The sequence below is a fragment of the Paraclostridium dentum genome (assembly GCF_048568265.1).
GTDB lineage: Bacteria > Bacillota > Clostridia > Peptostreptococcales > Peptostreptococcaceae > Paraclostridium > Paraclostridium dentum.
This window is the reverse complement of record NZ_CP183813.1, coordinates 3,008,014-3,028,940: the sequence shown is the minus strand read 5'-3', so window position 1 is coordinate 3,028,940 and position 20,927 is coordinate 3,008,014. Positions and strand designations below refer to the sequence as shown.

At 27.5% G+C, this 20,927-nt stretch carries 19 protein-coding genes; 14 read left to right on the top strand and 5 right to left on the bottom strand.

All coding sequences use genetic code 11. The features are described from left to right. Window positions 1–145: 145 nt before the first annotated feature. Together brnQ and ACN6I1_RS14195 are read left to right on the top strand one after the other, a co-directional pair. Window positions 146–1,441: a branched-chain amino acid transport system II carrier protein gene (brnQ, locus tag ACN6I1_RS14200; RefSeq protein ID WP_419742271.1), complete on the top strand. Its 1,296-nt coding sequence runs from the start codon at window positions 146–148 to the stop codon at window positions 1,439–1,441. Window positions 1,442–1,569: 128 nt separating this feature from the next. Then, window positions 1,570–2,016, top strand: a complete 447-nt coding sequence (locus ACN6I1_RS14195) for a MarR family winged helix-turn-helix transcriptional regulator (RefSeq protein WP_150841716.1) — start codon at window positions 1,570–1,572, stop codon at window positions 2,014–2,016. Between the two features lie 51 nt (window positions 2,017–2,067). Here the strand turns inward: ACN6I1_RS14195 and ACN6I1_RS14190 are convergent, their stop codons facing one another. Continuing rightward, window positions 2,068–2,583, bottom strand: coding sequence for an NAD(P)H-dependent oxidoreductase (locus ACN6I1_RS14190; RefSeq protein ID WP_419742270.1), 516 nt, complete (start codon window positions 2,581–2,583; stop codon window positions 2,068–2,070). 317 nt (window positions 2,584–2,900) lie between these two features. Between ACN6I1_RS14190 and ACN6I1_RS14185 the strand changes: the two genes are divergently transcribed. Continuing rightward, window positions 2,901–3,290 (top strand): hypothetical protein, encoded by a 390-nt coding sequence (locus tag ACN6I1_RS14185; RefSeq protein WP_419742269.1) that lies wholly within the window; start codon window positions 2,901–2,903, stop codon window positions 3,288–3,290. A 135-nt stretch (window positions 3,291–3,425) separates the two neighbouring features. On the opposite strand, the gene ACN6I1_RS14180 is transcribed toward ACN6I1_RS14185, so the two are convergent. Then, window positions 3,426–6,731 (bottom strand): SdrD B-like domain-containing protein, encoded by a 3,306-nt coding sequence (locus tag ACN6I1_RS14180; RefSeq protein ID WP_419742268.1) that lies wholly within the window; start codon window positions 6,729–6,731, stop codon window positions 3,426–3,428. Between the two features lie 177 nt (window positions 6,732–6,908). Here ACN6I1_RS14180 and ACN6I1_RS14175 point away from each other — a divergent pair, with 177 nt between their 5' ends. The 9 genes from ACN6I1_RS14175 to ACN6I1_RS14135 all read left to right on the top strand — a co-directional run bounded on the left by ACN6I1_RS14175 (window position 6,909) and on the right by ACN6I1_RS14135 (window position 15,023). After that, window positions 6,909–7,595: a polyphosphate polymerase domain-containing protein gene (locus ACN6I1_RS14175; protein ID WP_419742267.1), complete on the top strand. Its 687-nt coding sequence runs from the start codon at window positions 6,909–6,911 to the stop codon at window positions 7,593–7,595. 18 nt (window positions 7,596–7,613) lie between these two features. Then, the gene (locus tag ACN6I1_RS14170) at window positions 7,614–8,303 is read left to right on the top strand and encodes a DUF4956 domain-containing protein (protein ID WP_142729597.1); all 690 of its coding nucleotides are present in this window, start codon (window positions 7,614–7,616) and stop codon (window positions 8,301–8,303) included. Window positions 8,304–8,348: 45 nt separating this feature from the next. Further along, on the top strand, window positions 8,349–10,136 hold the full coding sequence (locus tag ACN6I1_RS14165) for a CotH kinase family protein (RefSeq protein WP_419742266.1): 1,788 nt from the start codon (window positions 8,349–8,351) through the stop codon (window positions 10,134–10,136). 114 nt (window positions 10,137–10,250) lie between these two features. Then, a complete protein-coding gene (locus ACN6I1_RS14160; RefSeq protein WP_419742265.1) occupies window positions 10,251–10,943 on the top strand; it encodes a PilZ domain-containing protein in 693 nt (230 codons plus the stop codon). 37 nt (window positions 10,944–10,980) lie between these two features. Next, the gene (locus tag ACN6I1_RS14155) at window positions 10,981–11,943 is read left to right on the top strand and encodes a YbgA family protein (protein WP_419742264.1); all 963 of its coding nucleotides are present in this window, start codon (window positions 10,981–10,983) and stop codon (window positions 11,941–11,943) included. 83 nt (window positions 11,944–12,026) lie between these two features. Next, entirely contained in the window at window positions 12,027–12,800 is a 774-nt protein-coding gene (locus tag ACN6I1_RS14150; RefSeq protein WP_419742263.1) for a sulfite exporter TauE/SafE family protein, read from the top strand. Between the two features lie 158 nt (window positions 12,801–12,958). Next, entirely contained in the window at window positions 12,959–13,300 is a 342-nt protein-coding gene (locus tag ACN6I1_RS14145) for a zinc ribbon domain-containing protein YjdM (protein ID WP_021428057.1), read from the top strand. 208 nt (window positions 13,301–13,508) lie between these two features. After that, window positions 13,509–14,228: a DeoR/GlpR family DNA-binding transcription regulator gene (locus ACN6I1_RS14140; RefSeq protein ID WP_419742262.1), complete on the top strand. Its 720-nt coding sequence runs from the start codon at window positions 13,509–13,511 to the stop codon at window positions 14,226–14,228. A 180-nt stretch (window positions 14,229–14,408) separates the two neighbouring features. Further along, window positions 14,409–15,023, top strand: coding sequence for a DUF488 family protein (locus ACN6I1_RS14135; protein WP_419742261.1), 615 nt, complete (start codon window positions 14,409–14,411; stop codon window positions 15,021–15,023). 72 nt (window positions 15,024–15,095) lie between these two features. Here ACN6I1_RS14135 and ACN6I1_RS14130 read toward each other — a convergent pair whose 3' ends face one another. Further along, complete coding sequence (locus ACN6I1_RS14130) at window positions 15,096–16,070, bottom strand: L-threonine 3-dehydrogenase (protein ID WP_419742260.1); 975 nt, start codon at window positions 16,068–16,070, stop codon at window positions 15,096–15,098. A gap of 28 nt (window positions 16,071–16,098) precedes the next feature. Next, window positions 16,099–17,310 carry a glycine C-acetyltransferase gene (locus tag ACN6I1_RS14125; protein WP_419742259.1) on the bottom strand — a complete coding sequence of 404 codons (1,212 nt, stop codon included), beginning with the start codon at window positions 17,308–17,310 and terminating at the stop codon, window positions 16,099–16,101. A 253-nt stretch (window positions 17,311–17,563) separates the two neighbouring features. On the opposite strand from ACN6I1_RS14125, the gene ACN6I1_RS14120 reads away from it, so the two are divergent. Continuing rightward, window positions 17,564–18,220 (top strand): YitT family protein, encoded by a 657-nt coding sequence (locus ACN6I1_RS14120; RefSeq protein WP_195947978.1) that lies wholly within the window; start codon window positions 17,564–17,566, stop codon window positions 18,218–18,220. Window positions 18,221–18,236: 16 nt separating this feature from the next. Here ACN6I1_RS14120 and ACN6I1_RS14115 read toward each other — a convergent pair whose 3' ends face one another. Beyond that, a complete protein-coding gene (locus tag ACN6I1_RS14115; RefSeq protein WP_419742258.1) occupies window positions 18,237–18,887 on the bottom strand; it encodes a superoxide dismutase in 651 nt (216 codons plus the stop codon). Between the two features lie 186 nt (window positions 18,888–19,073). Here ACN6I1_RS14115 and ACN6I1_RS14110 point away from each other — a divergent pair, with 186 nt between their 5' ends. Next, window positions 19,074–20,558 carry a phytoene desaturase family protein gene (locus ACN6I1_RS14110; protein ID WP_419742257.1) on the top strand — a complete coding sequence of 495 codons (1,485 nt, stop codon included), beginning with the start codon at window positions 19,074–19,076 and terminating at the stop codon, window positions 20,556–20,558. Window positions 20,559–20,927 lie beyond the last annotated feature (369 nt).

Below are 20,927 nucleotides of genomic sequence, written 5' to 3'. Positions count from 1 at the left end.
ATTTAACACAAATTTAACTTAGTGGTACAAAATGCTAAAATTATGTTAAATTTTTCAGAATAGTTGATTTATTTAGTAAGTTTAACATATAATTAAGTAATTTAATAATTAAATATTGCCTATAAAATTAATACAGGGGGTTTTTATGAAAAAACAAAGTGTAGATACTGTAGTTGTAGGATTTGCCTTATTCGCCATGTTCTTTGGGGCAGGAAATTTAATATTTCCACCATATTTAGGAGTTGTATCTGGAGAGAACTGGATGTTAGGTTTCAGTGGATTTATTATCGCAGATGTAGGATTAGCTTTATTAGCGATATTAGCAGCTGCTAAATGTGATGGAGATATAAGTAGGGTTTTATCAAGAAGCGGGAAAACATTATCTATAATATTAGCAACAGCAATTATGATTTGCTTAGGACCACTTTTAGCAATACCTAGAACAGGAGCAACAACATTTGAAATGGGAATACAACCTATCTTGGGAGGTTTCAGCCCAATATTATTCTCTATAATATTTTTCGGGTTAACGTTGATACTTACAATAAAGCCATCTAAAGTTGTAGATATAATAGGTCAGTATTTAACACCAGCACTATTAGTAGCTTTAATATTTTTGATTATAGTAGGAATTGTATCTCCTCTTGGAAGTTTAAATGAACCAGCAACTATAGATGCGATATTTGCAGAGGGTATAGGCCAAGGATATCAAACAATGGATCCATTAGGAGCTATAGCTTTATCAGCAGTTGTTATAATGTCACTTGTTCAAAAAGGATATACTGAAGAATCTGATAAAATTAAATTAACTTTAAGAGCTGGTTTAGTTGCAGGTGTAGCTTTGATTATAGTATACGGAGGACTTACTTATTTAGGATCTTCAGTTGCTCATCAGTTTAAAGGAGTAAATCCAAGCGATATAAATCAAACAGCTTTAATCGTAAGTATAACAGAGCAATTATTAGGTCAGCCTGGTAAAATTGTATTAGCAATAATTGTAGCATTAGCTTGTTTAACTACATCTATAGGGCTTGTTTCAGCTACGGCTCAATATTTTACTAAACTATCAAATGGAAAAGTAAAATATGAAACTATAGTTATTACAGTATGTATATTCAGTGCAGTAGTAGCAAACTTTGGAGTTAGTACAATAATAAAATTCTCAGCACCTATACTATCAATTATTTACCCAGCGACAATAGTATTAGTATTAATGACACTATTTAATAATAAAATTAAAAATGATAATGCATTTAAATGTGCAACTTATGTAGCTTTAATAGTAAGTGTACTTACAGTTTTAAGTAGTAAAGGTATAAATGTACCGTTTGTAAATGAATTGCCGTTTGCAAAAATAGGATTTAACTGGATTTTACCAGTTGTAATTGCAGGTATAATTGGAAACTTTATACCATCAAAAAAAGCAAATAAAGCTCAATAAATAAAAACAAAAGAATATCTATTTTAATAGATATTCTTTTGTTTTTTTGTTTATAATTAGCTTTACCTTGACAATATATTTTTTTATATATAGGATAAAATTATAATCTAATAAAAAAAGGTGATAGCATGAAATATAGAAAAGATAAAGGATTAGCCTTTTTGATAAATGCGACAGATAAAATTATAATGAATAATTTTGTAAGAAAACTAAAAAATAATGGCATAAATATTACTTTTGAGCAGTTTACTATACTAACTATGCTTTGGGATAATGAAAATTTATGCCAATATAACTTAGCACAGCTTACAAATAGAGATCAAGCAAGTACATCTAGGCTGATAAATACTTTAATAAAAAATGAATTAATAATAAGACAATGTTGTCCTTCGGACAAAAGAATAAATCGCATTAAGTTGACTGAAAAAGGGGAACTTTTGAAGGAACCTGTGGAGTCTATAGCTAGAGAATGTTTTGAAGAGGCAGTTAATGGCATTTCTAAGGAAGAAATAGAACAAGGGATGAAGTTTTTAACAAAGATAGCTGAGAATTTAAATAATATTAATTCTAAATAATTATATAAAAAAGAGAATAGTTTTAACTATTCTCTTTTTTTATATAATTATTTAGTTTAAGATATCTTTCAATTGATCTGCACTTTTATTTATATCTTCTTCGCTTAATAAATGAGTTGAGAAAAGAACAAAAGCAGGTCGGTAGTTCATACCAGTGAACTTTGCCATAGCTTCATATGTTTTAGTTAATTCACTTATAGTGAAGTGTTGAGCTCCACCAGCTTGGTAAGATTGTTCTTGACCTCCAGCAGAAATTACTAATCTGAATTCTTTTCCTTTTAAACTGTTTCCATTAGGCCCATGAGAGAAACCAAATGCAAATACAGAATCCATCCATTGTTTTAGTAAAGAAGGTGCGTTATACCAGTGGAATGGGAATTGAAAAACTACTCTATCATGAGCTTTAACTAATTCTTGTTCTCTTTTTACATCTATTTTGCCATCTGGGTAAGATTTATAAATTTCATTGATTGTTATATTATCACTATTTTCTAAGTGATTTTTCCAAGCTTTATTTACTTTTGAAGCATCCATATTAGGATGAGCTATAATTACTAATGTTTTCATTTTAAATGTCTCCAATCTTATTTTAAAATTTAATACTTGTTTATGCAAGTAATTCATAATGGATATTATAAAACTAAATACTTGTTTATGCAAGTAATTTTTTAAAAAATAAAAATATTAACATGAATTAGAGCTAATATTTTAAATTTTATTAAAATACTATATTACATAGGGAGTACATTTTGAACTAAAAACTTTTTTAGTTAATTTGTTATGAACTTTGACAATATAGCACACATTTCGACATGGATACATATTATAAACTAGAGGTTCTTTAATAAGAATTTCTTAATATTATACTATGGAGAGATATAAAGATGATTTATTCAAATAAATGTCATAAATGCGATAAATGTTATGAATGTAATAAATGGGACGAATGTGATAAATATCATAAATGCTATGATTGGTATGAATGGAATAAATATTATAAATGGCAAAATTGCGACGAATGTTATGGGTATGAAAATTGCGATAAATGTTATGAATGCAATAAATGTCATAAACATGACGAATGTAAGAAATGCTATAAATATGATGAATGTGATAAATGTCATAAACATGACGAATGTAAGAAATGCCATAAGTATGATGAATGCGATAAATGCCACAAACATGATAAATGTCATAAATGGGATGAATGTCATGAATGGGATGAATGTAAGAAATGGTATAAAGCTCATGAATGTAATAAATGTTATAGATAATGTAACGGTATAAGTTTAATTAAAAATATTATAATTAAACTTATTAAGAACTATGATGAGAAAAATCATAGTTCTTTTTTATGTATATATTTAATAAAAAGCAGTAATCTCGATTAAGAGATTACTGCTTTTTTATTAATTTTGTTCAAAGTTGATACGTATACATAAATCAAAAGTTACTAAGAATGTATGGTTTGAATTACAATTATAGAATTGAATATTATCAGTGCAACTATCCATAGAAAAAGTATTATCAGAAATATATTCAGGTATAAATATTTTTATCTCGTAAGGTATATCATATTGTATAAAATCATCTTCATTATAGTGAATATGGAATTCTACAACTGAAGTTACATAAAGGTAATAACCCGGTACAATTTGACCTAAAAATTCTTCATATACAACTTTTGATTTATCTAAATAAAAATCTTTTATACTTACATATAAAAAAGTTTGATCTGTATCTACATATTCTATTATTTCATCAGAACATATCATATAAAGGCATTGCTTTATATTTGTAAGAGCATAAAGAACATCAATAAACCCTGCGTTAACATCTAAAACTGAAGGATTAGTATCTGTAAGTGTGATATTCTTTACAATTCCATTATTCGGATCAGGTTTACTTCCATCAGGATTTAAGTTTTGAATAGTATATTCGTATCCTACAGGAGGAATGAATTTAACATAATAAGTTTTATTCACAGGTAGATTTGAAAATAAATAGTATCCAGGTTTTCCTAAAGTATCGTTATTGGAGATAGATGTTGCAATAGGTAAAGCTTGTGGATTTAGTGTAGGATCTACATCATAAAGATACACTGTAGCGTTATTTACTCCATTATCAATTCCCGGATGGAATACTCCATTTTCAAGTACATCATGCCACGTAAATGCTCCAATTTTTCCAGGAAATACAGGGTTTTCTACTGTGATACCAACTTTTTCAGGTTCAACTGGTAAAAAGTTAGTTAAAGCTCCAAATTGATTTATATAAGAACCTCTAAGTGCAAAACTGTTCCAAGCAACTAAAGGAGGAACTGTAGTTGGAATACCAACTGGAACTTGAGCTTTTATTGACAGAATAATTGATTGACCTGGTTTTAAAGGAGATCCAGAAATAATAAGTTTTATTGATTTTACTTGATCAATAGGATAAGGAGCTATAGAAGTCCAATCATTTACAGTTCCTATAGTGTTATTAGTTGCCCCAAATCGTACTGGATCATAACTTTGTGAATATTGTATTTGTACTGTAGGTGTTGGCATTAAAGGATCTGTACTAGTTATAGTTATATCTGGTGTATTTGTAAGAAATACTTTAAATTCAGAGCCCCTAGGATTATCAATTAATATTACACCGGTATCTCCAATATGTGGGAATATATCTACTACCTCTAATTCTTGTAGATTAAGGTTCCCTGTATTTGAAAGTGTAAGTTTATATTCTAGAGTTCCTCCATTAAAAGTTTTTCCTTTTTGAGGGAATTCAGTATAGTCAGAGTCAAGAGCACCTTTTACTTTTTTATCAGAAGCTAAACTATTAATAAATGAAATATTAGTATTTACTGTATTGCTTACAAAAGGTATAGCAGGATCAGCATTGTTTGATGCATATATTTCTCCATTATTAGAAATAACTCCAGTTGCACCAACTTTAACTTTAACTTTAAAATCTATAGAAATATTAGAATTTTGTTGGAACACAGTTGGAGATGTGATAGCAAATGTTACTAGTGTTCTACCTGATCCTGCATAATTTGGAGTGAGAGTTACGTTATATGTTAGCGGTTGAGAGCTCCCTCCATTTCCATTAAAGTAATTATAATAAGTTGAATTTACGGTTCCTACAGGTGATACATATTCTACTTGTTCAGGAAGTAAGTCAGTTAAAACTGCATTATTAATTGTAGAATTTCCAGAATTAAAATTTAATCTATAGGTAATTATATTTCCAGGAACAACTGCAGCATTAGTACCTACTCTAGATTTACGCAAATTTAAGGAAGCCTGACCGTCTAGTATTGTAGATCTTGTATCTGAATCAGAATAAGGTCCAGGACCTTGAGTCCAAGTTATACTCGCAGTATTATCTATGGTTAATCCAGTAGCTGCAGGATCAATAGTTCCATCTATTCTAGGTGAATTTAATGGACCTACTCCTGAAGTCCAATCAGAGAACCTAAATCTAATATTTGTTATTTTAGGGGAAGTAGGTAGAGGAATCCACTCGCCTATAGCTGGATCAAATGTTAATGGTGGTATTGGCAACCAAGTAGCTTGGTTGTCAGTACTATAATCTATTTGTAACGTTCCTGTAAGTAGATAGTCTATGCTACTTATACCATATCTTCCAGTAAATAATCTATTTGGAGTAACTTCCAGAGGAATTGTATCGATAACAGTTACATTTGATAAGTCTTGATTTCCATTATTACTAAAACTTAATGCATAACTAATTTTATTGTCGGGAGCAACTGTAGTTCCATAAGTAGGAGCGAATTTAGTTATAGAAGAAGAATATATTGCACCTATAATATTTGTAGTTAAAGTGACTTCTTTTTGATCAGTTCCATCTATAGACCAATTTACTTTATTTTCAATTTGATCACTTGCAATGTTTGCATCTACTAAAGTAGTTATTGTAATTCTATAATCTGTACCACAGTATGGTCCTAATCCAGATAAATTGAATACAACAGGATTAGTAAATGGTGGACTAAGTGTTTGATCATATTTAGGATCTTGAAATGGTCCAGGGGATATGTCTTCCCCAAATGGAGGGAATAACGGATCAATTGAAACTCCACTTGGTAATAAGTCTGAAATTGCAACATTGTTTATACAAGCGCCTCTGTCTCCAAGATTTTTTAAATCTATTACATAAACAAGCCTACTTCCAGGACCAGGATCTATTGTAGGAAGTCTTTTTAATTTACTAATTTGAAAATCTGCAATGGCAACTAAATTTACTGGTGGAGAATCTGCAGAAAGATTTGTTACTTTAGATTCTTGAGTAACAGTTAAATCTACACTATTTACAAAAGAACTATTATTAGGTGCAGATAATGCAAACTTACATTCTAAGTCAAATACATAAGCAACTCCAAGATTAGTTATTGGGCCAAAATCAAATTTTATATATGTTCCTGTTCCAGGAACATAATTTGTAGTTATATCTTTGATTATTCCACCTACTGGAGGAAGAGTTACAATTTCGATGTCTTCAGGTATAAGATCAATTATATAAGCATCAAGTATAGGCCCAAAATCACCCAATCCACTAAAAGATGCATTTATTGTATAGATAAAGGTTTCTTCATAATTTACTGTACTTGGATTGACTGATTTACTAACTGTAGCCGCTATTTCTGGGTGTAAATTAAAATTATTTTCATTGGTATAAATTTCTATATTTATATTTATTCCTTCCATTTTAACCACCTTCTAAAAATTTTTATATTTAATATAAGCTATGATTATTATTTAATAAATGACATTAAAAAAATATATTTCTATAAAATATGAATAAATTTTTCAGAATAATAAAGTTTTAGGTAAATTTAAGTTTGTTTATATAATATTGATTTCGAACAGATAGGGGGTGAAATTATGAAAGAAAAAAAGTTTAGACATGAAATTAAACATTATATAAACACATCAGATTATTTAGCTATTAAAAATAGACTAACTCAAATAATGAGTGTAGATAAAAATTCAAATGAAAAAAGAGAATATAAAATTAGAAGTCTTTACTTTGATAACTTTAGAGATAAAGTTCTGATGGAAAAAATTAATGGAATAAGTGTAAGAGAAAAATTCAGGTTAAGATATTACAACGATGACTATTCTTTTATTAAATTAGAGAAAAAATCAAAAGTTAATGGATTATGCTCTAAAGATAGCGAATTAATAACTAAGGAAGAATGTGAAAACTTAATTAAAGGAGATATAGATTTTTTAATTAAAAGCAATAAGCCTTTATTTATTGAATTTTATTCTAAAATTAAGTCAGAGTTGTTGAGACCTAAAAGTATAGTTGATTATACAAGAGAAGCTTATGTATATAAGATGGGAAATGTAAGAATAACATTTGATAAAAAAATTAGAACAGGAATTCAAAGTACTAATTTATTTGATAATAATTTACCCACTATAGGGTCTATAGATAAGGATGTAATAGTTTTAGAAGTGAAGTTTGATGAATATCTACCAGAGATAATACAAGATATCATACAAACTAATAACCGTAGAGCGACTGCTATTTCAAAATATGCAGCATCTAGAATATATGGATAAAAATTAGGAGGAAAAATAATGTCTAATCAAACAGTAAATTTTAGTGATATTTTTAAATCAAGTTTTATTGAAAAAATGACATCAATATCATTTTTAGATATGTTAATAGCGATGTCACTTGCATTTGTGTTGGGGTTATTTATAATGCAAGTTTATAAAAAAACATTTAAGGGAGTTATGTACTCATCAACATTTAGTATGTCTTTAATGGCTCTTACATTAATTACAACATTAATTATATTAGGGGTTACGTCTAATGTCGTACTTTCATTAGGTATGGTTGGTGCGTTATCTATAGTTCGTTTTAGGAGTGCAGTAAAAGAACCTATGGATATAGCATTTTTATTTTGGTCAATTAGTGAAGGAATAGTATTAGGAGCGGGATTAATACCACTAGCTGTGTTAGGAGCTATTTTTATAGGGATTATAATGGTTCTATTTGCAAACAAAGAAACAACTGATAATCCATACATATTAGTTGTAAATTGTGATAGTGATAATAGTGAAAATAAAATATTAGAAAAAGTAGGAAGTAGTGTAAGTAAGTATTGTGTTAAGTCTAAAACTGTTTCACCAACAAATGGAATAGAGATGACTGTTGAAGTTAAGTTGAAGAATATTACAACAAACTTTGTAAATGAAATATCGTGTATAAGTGGAGTTTCGAATGTAGTTTTAGTAAGCTACAATGGAGATTATATGGCTTAAAAGTAATAGTAGACTAACTTATTGCAAATAAGGTGGTGAAACAAAATGATAAACGACAAACAAAGTAAATATATATCTGTAATAAGTATTATATTATCTGTAGTATTTATTGTAGTGTCTATATACATACCAAAAAATAAAACTGATATAGAAGCTATTTCTAATACAGAAGATGTTTTAGATAAAAATAGTATAACTAGTATAGACATAAAAATTAAAGAAAGTGATTGGAAATGGCTTTTAGAAAATGCAACAAAAGAGGAATATAAAAGTGCGGATGTAACTATAAACGGAGAAACGTTTAATAATGTTGGAATAAGACCTAAGGGCAACTCGAGTTTAACTTCTGTGGCAAATGATAGTACTACGGATAGATACAGTATAAAAATTGATTTTGGACAATATGTTGATGGACAAACATATCATGGAATTAGAAAATTAGCTTTAAATAATAATATATCGGATGCTACTTATATGAAAGAAGCTATTTCTTATGATATATATAACTTTCTAGGCATAGCAACTCCAGAATATTCTTATACAGACATAAAAATAAATGGTTCTGATTGGGGATTATATTTAGGTGTAGAAGTTATAGATGAAAGGTTTATTGAGAAAAATTATGGAGAAATAAGTGGTAATTTATATAAGCCAGAAACAATGAATATGGGTGGCAATAAGGGTAATAATGGAGAAATACAAAAATCAGATATGGATGGAAACAAGCCACAAATGGGTGATAACCCTCCAAACATGGATGGGAATATTCCTAAAATGGATGAAGTACCTCCAGATATGAATGGAGATGCTCCTAATATTGTACAAAATCAAAATGTTTCACGTGAAGATGAAGATAATGGTGGAGCACCTAAGATGGGAAATAAAGATAGCCAAGGTGCAGATTTAAAATATATAGATGACGATGTAGATAGTTACTCAATTTTAAGAGATAGTGCAGTTTTTAAAAATACAACAGATAAAGATTTCAAAAACATTATTGATTTAATGGAAAGTCTTAAAACTGGTGAAAATATAGAAAATTACTTAAATGTTGATGAAGTTTTAAAATATTTTGCAGTGAATACATTTTTAGTTAATTTAGATAGTTATTCAGGAGGAATGTATCATAATTACTATCTATATGAAAAAGATGGAGTATCGGAGATATTACCATGGGATTTAAACATGTCCTTCGGAGGCTTTGCTGTTAAGGATGGGGAAAAAGCTATAAACTTCCCAATTGATTCACCTGTTACAGGCAATTTAGAAGATGCTCCTCTTATAGGTAAACTTTTAGAAAATGATGATTATAAAGAGATTTATCATAAGTATTTAAAACAAATATCAGATAATTATTTTAGCAGTGGCACATTTAACAATAGAGTTACTCAGATAAATAAATTAATTAGTAATTATGTAAAAAAAGATGCTACAGCATTCTATAATTATGAAGAATATAAAACTGGAGTGACTGAACTTTTAACTTTTGGAAAAGATAGAGCTAAGAGCGTTCAGGCTCAATTAAATGGAGAACAATCATCTACAGAATACGGAAATGTAGTAACAACTTTAAATTTACCTGCATTAGGGCAACAAAATATGGGGAAAAATAAAGATATAAACAAAAAAGATCAAGCTGACGAAAATAATCAAGAAAAGTCTCAAGAAGCTATGAATAATGAGAATAAAAATGATAATAAGCAGATGATGCCACCAAATATGAAAAATAATAAACAAAACATATGGACTTACTATGGGGTTTCAATTATAAGCTTAATTATATTATTAATTTCAACAATATTTATTGCTAAATATAAAAGAAAAAGATATTAAATAAAGAGCTAGGAGAGTATAATCTTCTAGCTTTTTATTTAAGTTATTTACAATATAAATATAAATTATTATACTGAACTTGGGTGATTTAGAAATGAACTAGGGGGATAAGTTATGTTTAATTTATTTAGTAAAAAATCAGAAAAAAATTTAGAAAAATCTATTGTTAGATATGAAGAAAGATTAAAGGATATGGATTTAAGTATAAGGACTTTATATAAAGGACGAATTTATACAAGTTATGTAGAGAGCATTAAAGATAAAGAAATCATATTTAGATGTCCTACTGATCAATATGAAATTGTTAGATTTGAAAATAAAAGCACTATACAAGTAGATTTAATAAATCAAATAGAGTTATTTAAAACTAAAATATTAATTACTGAAAAAATAATAAGAGAAGATATATATTTTTATAAAGGATTAATAATTTCTCCAATTGAAAAGAAAGAAAGACGAAAAAATCATAGATTGCCAATAATAATAGACTGCAAGTTTAAAACTGAGAAATTAAGAAATATTGAGTATGATGCGAATACGTTAAATTTAAGTTGCAGTGGAATGCTTATGGAAACTTATGAAGATATGCCCATAAATAAAATAATAGAATTAAAAATAGATATAGATGGAAAGTTATATAATATACAAAGTGAAATTATAAAGAAAAGAAATAATTATGGAAGTGGGAATTACTTATACAACTTAAAGTTTTATAATTTTAAAACAAGACATAAAAATGAAATTTCTAGATTTGTTTTTGATCATTTAAATTATATAGGTGTTACAAATTTAAAATGTAGAGCTTAAATAATTACTATACAATTTGATTTGGGGGTAATAAAAAATGGAAAAGAGAAAACCATTAGTATTAATAAGTAGATGTATAGAGCATGAACATTGTAGATACGATGGAAGTATGGTAAAAGATAAATTTATAGAAAAACTAAAAGAACATGTTGATTTTATTGATATATGTCCAGAAATGGAAATAGGACTTAGATGTCCTAGAGAAGCTTTAAGATTAGTTGAAAAAGAAGAGAAAATATTATTATTAAATTCAAAAACAGGAGAAGATTTTACTTTAAATATGAATGATTTTTCTAATAGTTTTTTAAATTCTATAGAAGAAAAGAAGATAAATGGAGTTATTTTAAAAAGCAAATCTCCTTCATGTGCTATAAAAGATTGTAAAATTTATAAGGATTTTGGAAAAGTAGCTCCTTTACCTAAAAAAGTGAGTGGATTGTTTGCAGGGGATTTAATTGAAAGATTTAAGGATGTTGCTATAGAAGATGAAGGAAGGCTGAGTAATTTTAATATAAGAGAGCATTTTTTAACTAGAATTTTTGTGGATTTAGATTTTGAAAATGTAATAAATAAAAATTCAGTTAAAAGCTTAATTGATTTTCAAAGTGATTATAAGTATTTATTAATGGCTTATAGTCCTTCGAAACAAAAAGAATTAGGTAGGATTGTAGCAAAAGCTAATAAAAAAAATATAGAAGATAGCTTGTTAGAATATAAAACTATATTGAGAAGCGCTTTAAGTAATAGAACAAACAAAGGAAGAAATGTTAATATGCTATTACATTTGTTAGGATATTTTTTAGATTCATTATCAAAAGAAGAAAAATCTTTTTTCTTAGATTCATTACAAATGTATCAAGAAGAAAAAGTACCTTTTTTAGTACCTTTATCAATTATTAAATCATGGTCATTAAGATTTAATAATGAATATTTATTAAGACAGAAAATATTTGAAGCATTTCCGACGGATTTATTAGAACTTAAAGACTCTGGAAAGTAATTAAAATTTAGTGATTTAAAATATAGGGTATAAAACAGTTAACTAGAATCACAAATTTAAAATATTATATAGGAGTAGGTAAAATGCAAATTATGTATTTTTTAGTGGCACTTTTTTCAACTATATTAGGTTCTTCAGCAGGTCTTGGAGGAGGTATAATAATTAAACCTGTCTTAGACTCACTAGGAGATTATGCACTTCCAACAATAAATTTACTATCATCTTCAACAATATTTATAATGTCTATAGTAACTGTATTCTACCAGTTAAAGAAAAAAGATAAGATAAATCCTAAAAATACTATAGTAGTTGCAAGTGGATCTGTAGTAGGAGGAATAATAGGTCAAAAGCTTATGAGTTTTATATTATCAAAAGATATTAATATAGGTTTAATTAATAATATACAAAGTATAATTATAATAATATTGTTAATATCAGTATTTTTATATATGAGAAATAAAGATAATATAAAATCTTATAAAATCAATAATATTTTAGCGATTGGGTTGTTAGGTTTATTCTTAGGTGCAATATCTGCATTTTTAGGAATTGGAGGAGGTCCGATAAATGTAGCTGCATTTACAATACTATTTTCTATGACAGCTAATGAAGCTGCTAGAAATTCAATTTTAGTTATATTTTTTTCTCAAGGATCTAAAATTATTTCAATTGCAGGAACTACAGGGTTTTCAAGTTATAATTTGGACATGTTACCATATATGCTTGTAGGAGGAGTATTGGGAGGCATTATTGGATATAAAATAAATAAAGCTGTTTCTGAAAAATCTATAATTAAAATTTTTAATAGTGTAACTTTATCGATAATTTTATTAAATTTATATAATATCTTTAAATAGATTTGTATATTTAGAAATATAATGAATTTATGAGTTAAATAACCGAATATATCGTTTTTTAAGGTCAAATTGGATGAAAATTTGTAAATATGATAAGACTATGATATTATATATACCTATGAATGATTAGGAATAAAATTGTGAACGGAGGAATAAATATGGAAAATTTACCAAATTGCCCAAAATGTAATTCAGAATATACTTATCAAGATGGAAGTCTTTTAGTTTGTCCAGAATGTGCACATGAATGGAATCCAGAAGATTCTGCTGAAAAAGAAGTTGTTATAAAAGATGTAAACGGAAATGTATTAAACGATGGAGATGCTGTAACAGTAGTTAAAGATCTTAAAGTAAAAGGAAGTTCATCTTCTATAAAAATAGGAACAAAGGTAAAGAGTATACGTCTAGTTCCAGATGCAGCAGATGGACATGATATAGAATGTAAAATAGATGGTTTCGGAGCTATGAAATTAAAATCTAGCGTTGTTAAAAAAGCATAGTTAAAATTAAAAAGCACTAATCTTTTAAGATTAGTGCTTTTTAATATATAAATATAATAATAAAAATATCACGCTAAGAATTAACTTATAACGCTATTTATATCATTAATATTATATTTTTAGTATAATATAAGAATAAATAAGAATCAATAAAAAATAATAATGAATAATATAAAATAATAAAAATGTAACAAAGAGGTGAAAACATTTGTTTTTAGAGGAAAGATATGAAAATATTGTAAGTATAATTAAAAAGAATGGAAGAGTAAAGGTTAAAGAGTTATCGAAATTATTTGAGGTTACAGAAGATTGTATAAGAAAAGATTTAAAAGAGTTAGAATCTAGAGGTTATCTAATAAGAGTATATGGAGGGGCAATTGCTCAGAAAAACCATATAGATATCAAGAATATTGATGAAAGAAAAAATATAAATACTCAAGAGAAAAAATTAATTGCATTAAAGGCAATTGATTTAATAGAAAATAAAGATATAGTTTTTTTGGATGTTTCAACAATTAACTTAGAAATTGCAAAAGAATTAAACAATACTAATAAAACAATTACTGTTGTAACAAACATGATAGAAATTGTTATAGAACTAAGAATGAATAATAATATAAAAGTTATTTGTATTGGTGGAGAATTTAATAAAGAAATAGGAGCTATAGTAGGGGCGGCAGCGGATAGATATATTAGAAAATTTGCATACGATAAAGCTTTTATAGGATTAGGTGGAATTAATAAAGAAACTGGGTATGTAAGTACAATATATTTAGAAGATGGAGATACAAAGAAAACTATAATAGAATGTTCAACGAAGATATATTTAGTTATGGAAAAAGAAAAATTTAACTATGATGAGTTTTATAAATTTGCAACTTTAGAAGAAATAACAGCTATAATTACAGAAGATAGAGTTATAGATTAATTAAAGGGGTGTTAAATTTAGTAAGTATAAAAATTGACGATATATTAAAAAATAAGTGTGAATCAGTATCTATTGGGAGTATAGAAGTAATTTACTAAAAAATTATGCGAATGCAGATGTATTAAATACTAATATATTTAAATAGTATTTTACTAGATTATGCCTAAGGAGGATGAAGTTATGGAAATTTTTGCGATTGGGCATTCAAACTATCCTTATGTAAAATTTATTGAGATGATTAAAAATTATAATATTAACTGTATTGTTGATATAAGAGAAACACCATATTCTAAATATAATGTACAGTACAACAAAGAATATTTTAGAGAAACCTTAAAAAAAGATGGATATACATATATTTATATGGGTGAAGAATTTGGAGCCAAAAGAGGAAGTAAGGAATCATATAACAATGAAGGATATGCAGATTTTGATAAGGTTGTAAAAGAGGATATATTTTTGAGCGGAGTAAAACGAATCAAAAACGGAATAGATATGGGATATAGAATAGTATTATTAGGAGCAATGCAAGAACCTATAAGATGTCATAGAAGTATTATGGTAGGTAGATTTTTAAAAAATGAGGGCTTAGATGTTAAGTACATATTACATGAAGGAACTTTAGTTACTCAAGATGATATAGAGGAAGATTTGCTTAATAAGTATTTTGAAGATAGAAATCAAATTAGCATAGATAGTTTAATAGGAAAAGGACAAAGCAAGCAAGATATGATAGAACAAGCTTATAAGTTAGCTAATAAGGATATTGGATATAGGACAGAAAATATTAAGTAAATAAAATATAAGCTGCCTCATCATATGTAATATTTATTATAAAAATTTAGAGGCAGCTTATTTAATTATATTCTAAACGTTATGAACCCTTTCTTTACCGATACCTTTCTCACTTAATTTTTCTAGCATATCTATAGTCATTTTTCTTAAATCATATTCAAACTTGAATCCCCATTCATTAACTGCACAAGATGGGTCTATAGAATTAGGCCAAGATTCAGCTATAGATTGGCGAACTGGATCAACATTATAGCTAAATTCAAACTCAGGCATATTCTTTTTAATCTCAGCTGCTATCTCTTCAGGAGAGAAGTTCATAGCTGTTATATTGAATGCATTTCTGTGAATCAATTTGGAACTATCAGCTTCAAGAAGGTCAACGACAGCTTGAAGAGCATCTGGCATATACATCATATCCATTTTAGTACCCTCAGCTATAAATGATTCATATTTTTTATTTTTTAAAGCTTCATAGTATATATCAACTGCGTAATCAGTTGTTCCACCACCAGGAGGAGTTACATAGGATATAAGTCCAGGAAATCTTACACTTCTTGTGTCTACACCAAATTTATGGAAGTAATAATCAGATAACAATTCTCCTGAAACCTTAGTTACTCCATACATAGTATTTGGTCTTTGTATAGTATCCTGAGGAGTTAAATCTTTTGGAGAATTAGGTCCAAATGCAGCTATAGAGCTAGGTGCGAATAAGGTAGCACTAGTTTCTTTAGAAACTTCTAAAGCGTTTACTAAACCACCCATATTTAATTTCCATGCAAATTGAGGTTTTTGTTCTCCTACTGCAGATAATAAAGATGCCAGATGTATTATAGTATCTGCATTGTGTTTTTTAGCTAGTTTTCCCATAGCTTCAACATCCATAACATCTAAAGTTTCAAATAAACCATTATTCACAACTTCACTTTCTTCTATTGAACGTACATCAGTAGCTAAAACATTGCTTACTCCATATTCCTTTCTAAGTTTTGATGTTAACTCAGAACCTATTTGACCAAGAGCTCCAGTGATAAGAATTTTTTTCATATAATTACCCCCTACAAAATTAAAAAATTTATTTAATAACTCCTAATTCTTTTCCTACTTTTTCATAAATACTTAAAGCATCATCTAACATTTCTTTTGTATGAGCAGCTGTTGGCATATTTCTAACCCTTCCTGTGCCTTTAGGAACAGTAGGGAATACTATTGATTTAGCATAAACACCTTCTTCTAGGAGCCTTTTACTAAATAATTGAGTTTTGGATTCATCTCCGATAATACATGGAGTTATAGGTGTTTGACTATTTCCTATATTAAATCCTAAAGATTTTAATCCATCTTTAAGGTAATTTCCATTTTCCCAAACTTTTTGAACTAAAGTATCATCGTTCATAAGTATATTTATAGATTCGGTACAAGCGGCAGCAGCACCAGGAGTAAGAGATGTTGAGAATAAGAAAGGTCTACCTCTCACCTTTAACCAATCTATTAAATCTTTAGAACCTGCAACATATCCTCCGACAACACCTATAGCTTTAGATAGTGTTCCTATTTGGAAGTCAACTTTATCTGATAGACCAAAGTGCTTGCAAGTTCCAGCTCCTTTTCCCGTAACTCCAGAACCGTGAGCATCATCAACATAAGTAATTAAGTCAAATTCTTCAGCTATTTCAACTATTTCAGGAAGTTTAGCTATATCTCCATCCATAGAAAAAACTCCATCAGTTATAACCATTATCTTTTTATATAATCCACTTTCCTGAGCTTGTTTAGCTTTTTCTCTTAAATCATTCATATCTGAGTGTTTAAATCTTATTATTTTAGATCCAGAAAGTTTGCATCCATCTATTATTGATGCATGGTTAAGTTCATCTGATAAAATTGCATCGTTTTTGTCCATGACAGCTTGAATAGCTCCCATATTGCAGTTAAATCCAGATTGGAATGCTATAGATGATTCTGTACCCTTGAATTTAGCTATAGTACTTTCTAAAATATCATGGATTTCTAAAGTACCATTTATTGTTCTTACTGCACCGGCACCAGCTCCATATTTTTCTGTAGCCTCAATGGTAGCATTTATCAAATTTTTATTTGTAGCTAGTCCAAGATAATTGTTAGATGAAAGGTTGATTAGATGTTTTCCATTTATTTGAATGATAGGACCATTAGAACTTTGAAGAGAATCGATTTTATTATATAGACCCTTAGATTTTAAATCGTTAAGATTTTCGTTAAGAAAAGTGGATAGTGCCTTACTTTTTGAACTTATATCTAAACTCATAATTTATCCCCCTAATATAAATTTGTACTAATATAATTTTAAGTTTCAATATTAAAGATTGTAAATGATAATCGAAAATCAAATTTTCTAAAAAAATAACAAAAATAAACAGCATACATTATAAATGGGAGTTTTTTTATAAAATATAAAAAAATATACAAAAATGCTAAGACTTTTACTACCAAAAACATTAAAAATTTGATATTCTAATAATTGCGTTTAAAAACATTGACAACGAAGGAAGGTCTTAAACATGAAAAAATCAGATTTTATTAAAGGATTACAAGAATATATTGTTGTAACGATAGGAGTAATCTTAGTTGCTATTGGGATACAGTACTTTTTTGCACCTAATGATATAGCTGGAGGAGGACTTAGTGGTTTAGCTCTTATAATAAATCATTACGTACCTAGTGTATCTATGGGGATTATAATATTTATAGGTAATTTAATACTGTTTGCAATATCATTTATTTTAATAGGTGGAGATTTTGGATTAAAAACAATATATGCAAGTTTTATGTTGTCTGTAGTAATAGATTTTATGGATAAAATTTTAAACTCAACAGCTTTAACTACAAATTTACTAGCGGCTGTAATAGTAGGGACATTAGTAACAGCTATAGGTCTAGCTATGGTTTTTGCAACGAACGCATCTACTGGAGGTACAGACATTTTAGCTAAGATATTAAATAAATATACTACATTTAATATAGGAATATCACTTTTAATAGTGGATTTATTTGTTGCTATAATGGGAGGATTCACTTTTGGACTTAAAAAAGGAATATATTCTATGTTAGTTATAGTTTTAAATGGATTATTGATAGATAGAGTAATAGAAAAAATAGAGAAAAAGAAAAATATTAAAGAACAAGAGAATGAAGAAAAATTAGAAGAAGTAGCATAATTAATGCTACTTCTTTTTATTTAGATAAATAGTTTTTATTTGCTTGTTCCCAATTAACTACATTCCACCAATTTTCTATATACTTATTACGTTCATTTTTGTATTTAAGATAATATGAATGCTCCCAAAGATCTATAGCTATTATAGGTTTTATTCCTGATGTAATAGGAGAATCTTGATTTGAAGTAGACATTATAGCTAACTCACCTTCATCATTAGAAACCAACCAAGTCCACCCAGACCCAAAGGTATTTAATGCTGATTTATTAAATTTTTCTTTGAAAGATTCGAAGGAACCAAAATCTTTTTCTATAGCTTTTAATAGTTCATCCTTAGGCTGACCACCTTTGTTAGGACTCATTATAGTCCAAAAAAAGTTGTGATTGTAAACTCCACCAGCATTATTAATAATACTTTGTCTTACATCGCGGGGAAGTGTAGTTGGATTAGATAAAAGATGTTCTAAGCTTTTATATTTAACTTCTGGATGAGTGGAAAGTATTTTATTCAACTTATCTACATATGACTGATGATGTTTATCATGGTGTAAAATCATAGTTTCCTTATCGATATAAGGTTCAAGAGCATCATAAGAATAAGGTAGTGGCTCTAATTTGAACTCTTTATTATCAGGAGTATCGGCATAGGAATTAATGCAAAACATCATAAAAAAAACTAAAAAGCTAAAAAGAATCATTTTTGTTTTAATAAAAATCACCTCCTAATTGATATTATGCTCATTAGAAAAAAATAAATTTAAAGTTTCCTGGGAAATATAAATTTATATATAAATACATAATTATAAAGTTCAAATTAATGGAAATAATATTAAGTAAAGTAAGGAGGGAAAAATATGAAGGAAGTTATAGTAATTGGAGCAGGAATAGGTGGACTAACAACAGGAATAAGATTATTAAAAAATGGTTATAGAGTTAATATTTTAGAAAAAGAAAGTACAGTGGGTGGAAAAATAAATCAAATTAAAAATAAGGGTGATAAATTTGATTTAACAGCTAGCATACTCATGACACCTCAAAATTATATTGAGATATTCAATTATGTAAATAAAGATTATTCAAAGTATATAGATTTAGTAAAATTAGATACTATGTACAAAGTTTTTTATCAAGATAATACTAATTATGAATTTTATAGTGATATTTCTAAAACTATAAAATTTTTAGAATCTATAGATTGTAACTTAGGAGTAGACTATTTAAAGTACATATCAAATTCATATAGCAAATATATTTTATCAAATGAAAATTTTTTAAATAAACCTATGGAAAATTTAAAAGAAATTTTAAACTTTGAATCTGTAAAAACTGCAATTAAATTAAATCCAATTCCAAGTTCATATAAGTATACGTCTAGATATATAAAAGATAATAAAATAAGAGATTTTTTACTGTTTCAATGTATGTATATAGGAATAGATCCATATGAAAATTCTAATTTATATACTTTAATTCCAGCTATATCACAACTATATGGACTTTGGTATATTAAGGGAGGTATGTATTCGTATATAAAATCTTTAGAGAAATTATTTTGTGAAATGGGTGGAAAAATATATATAAATAAAGACGTAAATGAAATTTTAATAGATAAAGGAATAGTAAAAGGGGTAAGCACTAGTGATAGAAAATATTCATCAGATATCGTAGTATGTAATGCAGATTTTCCATATGCAATAAAAAAGTTAATAAAGGAAGATGTGAATAAAGATAAATATAAAGATAAAAAAATTGAAAAACTTAGACTGTCATGTTCCACGTTAATCATATATTTAGGATTAAATAAAAAATATAAAAATTTAAAAGTTAATAATATATATATTGGAGAAAACTTTAAAGAAAATATACAAGCCCCTTTTAAAGGTAATTTGCCTGATAAACCTTCTTTTTATATGTATTGTCCTAGTAAAATAGATCATAGTGTATGTGGAGATTCTAAGGAAATTTTAAATATAATGATTAGAGTACCTAATTTAGAGCATGAGAATATTGAATGGAATGAAAGACTAGTAAAAAATTTTAGAGATAAGGTTATGCAATCGATAACTAAAATTAAGGGGATGGAGGATATAGAAGAAAATATTATTTACGAAAAATACTTAACTCCTAAGGATATGGAAACTAATTTTAATGCCTATAAAGGGTGTGCATTTGGTATAGCTCATAACATTAGTCAGATAGGGTATTTAAGACCACATATAAAATCAAAAAGTGTTAAAAATTTATATTTTATAGGGTCTTCAACTCATCCAGGTAACGGAGCGTCCGTCATAGTAAAAGGAAGTAAATTAATTGCAGATGAGATAATAAAAAATAGTTAGTTATATTAATATGACTAACTATTTTTTATTAAATTTTTAAAATTAGACCATTATGTGTTCTAATTTTAGAACTTCGTATGAGATAATCGCTGAATTCAATTAAGATAAATTTTTTCTTAAGATACTCATTTATTATCTCACTTTTTAACGATAGTATGTTTGCTAAAAGTAAGATTAAAAATCTACACAAAAAAAGTAATTTCAATTTAAGGGTAGTGCTAATTTGAATAAATTAGCATATAAGCGGCACTGCTATTTAAGAACGTTAAATAATATACCTTAGAAATTAGAATTACTTTACATGAATGCTAACATAAAAGTATATATAAAAGTAGAAAGTGGACTAACATTACTATTTAGTGGAGTGAA